This is a genomic window from Yersinia sp. 2542 StPb PI (genome assembly GCF_048593855.1).
Classification (GTDB): domain Bacteria; phylum Pseudomonadota; class Gammaproteobacteria; order Enterobacterales; family Enterobacteriaceae; genus Yersinia; species Yersinia enterocolitica_E.
Genome location: NZ_JAZGQA010000541.1, coordinates 1 through 312, shown reverse-complemented (window position 1 = coordinate 312; position 312 = coordinate 1). Strand labels below are relative to the sequence as shown.

The following is a 312-nucleotide window of genomic DNA, read 5'->3' as shown; positions in this document are numbered from 1 at the left end:
ATGGTGGGTCGTGCGGGATTCGAACCTGCGACCAATTGATTAAAAGTCAACTGCTCTACCAACTGAGCTAACGACCCGCTGTAATGCGGTACTGCTTAACATAGTGGTGGGTCGTGCGGGATTACTTGTCCTGCGGACTCGCCCTTCGGGTCAACGCTACGCGTTGCTGTCTCGCTTCGCTCGGCTCGAACCTTTACGGTTCTCATCCCTACGATTTGATACCCTGATAACTCTGCATAATGGTGGGTCGTGCGGGATTCGAACCTGCGACCAATTGATTAAAAGTCAACTGCTCTACCAACTGAGCTAACG

Annotated in this window: 1 tRNA gene and 1 other RNA gene; both read right to left on the bottom strand. The window is 51.9% G+C overall.

From position 1 onward, the window contains the following. Position 1 precedes the first annotated feature (1 nt). Positions 2-77: transfer RNA gene (locus V1952_RS22670), tRNA-Lys, on the bottom strand. A gap of 27 nt (positions 78-104) precedes the next feature. Next, a non-coding RNA gene (locus V1952_RS22665) (RtT sRNA) lies at positions 105-226 on the bottom strand. Positions 227-312 lie beyond the last annotated feature (86 nt).